Below are 2,456 nucleotides of genomic sequence, written 5' to 3'. Positions count from 1 at the left end.
TTTCGTCCTGCTGGACAACCTCCTGCCAGTGCGGCGGAAACTGTGCTTTCCAGCTTCGATGCCACGGCGTTTCCGGCTCCCACCAGGGATCGCAGGTCCGCATCCCTCGATGCGCCCAATGGTGGATTCGCTGATCCCCGCATTTCGCGATCATCGGCTGCCCGCAACCGGGGCAAGTGCCCGCAACGCCGGGTTCGGCTTCGCGCCGCTCGTCATTCACCAATGCGTACCGCATGGATTCTCCATATAGGTTGAGGCGGCCAGCCATCCGGGCAGCAGCCAGATTGTTCTCGTTGATGGAAATCGATATGCAGCGCGGCCAGCATTCGCTGGTGCTGTTTCTTTTTATCTTCAGCGTGGCGGGCAATCCCGGTCGCCGGTTATTAGGACGGCTTGCTCGAATGTCTGGCGCCGTCGTTAGCTCAGACACGGCACCATGCTACTGGAGCCCGGCGGGTCGTCAAGGTGGTTCGGCAGGGTCCTAAGCTTGACAAAAGAAGGCTGAAATCCTAACTACACGATCGTGAGGCGCAACGACGTGTTGCCCTCTTTCCGAGACCCACGCCAAAAGCGTGGGTTTTCGTGCTTCTGGGGGCAACGATCTGACCTACATCGCTTATCTCGATGAATTTGGCCATATAGGCCCCTATGTCGATCGCCAGGATGCAAAGTACAAGGAAAGCCCGGTTTTCGGGTTGGCCGGTCTCGTGCTACCGATGAGCGAGGTGCGCGGTTTCGGCACGTGGTTCTTCCAGCGAAAATGCGAGCTTCTGGAATTCGAGATCAAGCGGGCCGGCGTCCATCCGGCGATCTGGGAGAAAAAAGGCGCGAGCCTCTACACGGTCACCAATGTCACGAAGTACCGCGAGCTTCGCAACACGACCAATCGTCTGCTGAACAAGATCGAGACGATCGGCGGCTTCGTCTTCTATGTCGGGCTTCAGAAGAATCTGCCGCCCGACAAGCACAATCCGAACTACCTCTACAACCGGGTGCTGCTGGAAGCGATCAAGCGGATTGATTCCTTCTGCGCGGAAGACTGCGACCCCAAGGACCATTTCATTCTGGCGCTCGACGAGCACGACCAGCGCCAGAATCTCATAACCGCCGCGGCACGCAGCATGTACGGCGCGGGGGAGCCGCGAAAGCGGCTTATCGAACCGCCATTCCAGCTGGAAAGCCACCGATACCAGACCTTGCAGGCCGCCGACTGGATCGCCGGCCTGGTTGGTCGCTTCGGGGCATACTGGTGCGACAAGGACGCCTACGCGGACTACAAGGTGTTTGCCGATTATTTCGAGCACCGGCTGCATCGGGCAGCCAAACGAAGCGGGATCCGCACCAATACGCCGAAGGTAACCGAATAGGATCAGGCGGCCACGGCCTCCCCGATGCCCTCGACATCCGTGGCCAGTGCCTTTTCGACCTGCGCGAGTTGCCGGCGCTTGTCGGCCAGCTCACCGGCAAAGGCGAATTCGCCGCCCTCCCGCGACCGGTAGGAGGCAAGGCGGCGCCGGGCGTCGGCGAGGCGATGGCGGTAGCGCTCCCACTCTTCCTCGAAACCGGACAGCGCATGCTCGAGGCGGGAGACCGCGCCGTGCGGCGTTACCGTGACCGGCAGCTCGATTTCCTGGGTTGCGCCGGTGCGCATCAGCATTGTGCTGTAGCGATAGCCGTCCCGGCCAAAGCGCTCACCGGCATATTCCAGATCGAAGCCGCCGATCGCGGCGATGACGGTCTCGCCCTCCTGCTGCAGCTGCACGAGGGTCAGGATCTCCTTCATCAGCGCCCGGCCTGCTAGTTTGCGCTCGTCATACGCCCTGTCCATGACCGTCATGGCGAAGGCCTCCCCGGCAGTCGGAATGAGGCGCTCGATGTCCTGTCCGATCTCGCCGATGCGCCGGGTCGAATACTCGATCTCCCGCTCCGCGTCGCGGATCTGCCGGCGCACGGCATGCTGGTCGTCGATGTGGGCGGCGCGCAAGCGCTCCAGCCGCGCGATGTCGGCTTCGAGCCCGGCCTTCTGCATCAGGCGCTGATCGCCAGATGCGATCGCCTTGGCCATGGCGAACTGGTTGGCCTGGCCCTCGCCGAGGTCTTCGAGCCGGCGGATCGAGGTATCGCCGGAAAGTGCCGCGGCGATGAAGCGGGCCTTGCGCTCGTTGTTCTGCCACATGGTCGCGTCGAGCGAGCCCTCGGTCGCGTAGGCGAAGATATCGACCTCGTCGTGCTGGTTGCCCTGCCGGACGATGCGGCCCTCGCGCTGCTCGATCTGGGAGGGGAGCCACGGCACGTCGAGGTGATGCAGCGCCTTCAGTCTGAGTTGCGCGTTGACGCCGGTCCCCATCGTGTCGGAGGAGCCGATCAGGAAGCGCACCTTGCCGGCGCGCACGTCGCCGAAGAGCCGCTGCTTGGCCTCCGACTTCTTAAAATCCTGCATAAAGGCGATCTCCGAG

General features: G+C 62.6%; 3 protein-coding genes. 1 reads left to right on the top strand and 2 read right to left on the bottom strand.

The window, feature by feature from the left end:
- On the bottom strand, positions 1-367 hold a 367-nt coding region (locus EOA78_RS37645; RefSeq protein WP_281034107.1), incomplete at its 3' end, for a competence protein CoiA family protein.
- A 205-nt stretch (positions 368-572) separates the two neighbouring features.
- Here EOA78_RS37645 and EOA78_RS35305 point away from each other — a divergent pair.
- Positions 573-1,367 carry a DUF3800 domain-containing protein gene (locus tag EOA78_RS35305; protein ID WP_206533566.1) on the top strand — a complete coding sequence of 265 codons (795 nt, stop codon included), beginning with the start codon at positions 573-575 and terminating at the stop codon, positions 1,365-1,367.
- A 2-nt stretch (positions 1,368-1,369) separates the two neighbouring features.
- Here the strand turns inward: EOA78_RS35305 and EOA78_RS35300 are convergent.
- On the bottom strand, positions 1,370-2,456 hold a 1,087-nt coding region (locus tag EOA78_RS35300), incomplete at its 5' end, for a helicase-related protein (RefSeq protein WP_348628523.1).

Source organism: Mesorhizobium sp. M5C.F.Cr.IN.023.01.1.1 (assembly GCF_003997585.1).
GTDB lineage: Bacteria > Pseudomonadota > Alphaproteobacteria > Rhizobiales > Rhizobiaceae > Mesorhizobium > Mesorhizobium wenxiniae.
Note: the sequence above shows the minus strand (reverse complement) of the source record. Positions and strands in the feature narration are given on the sequence as shown.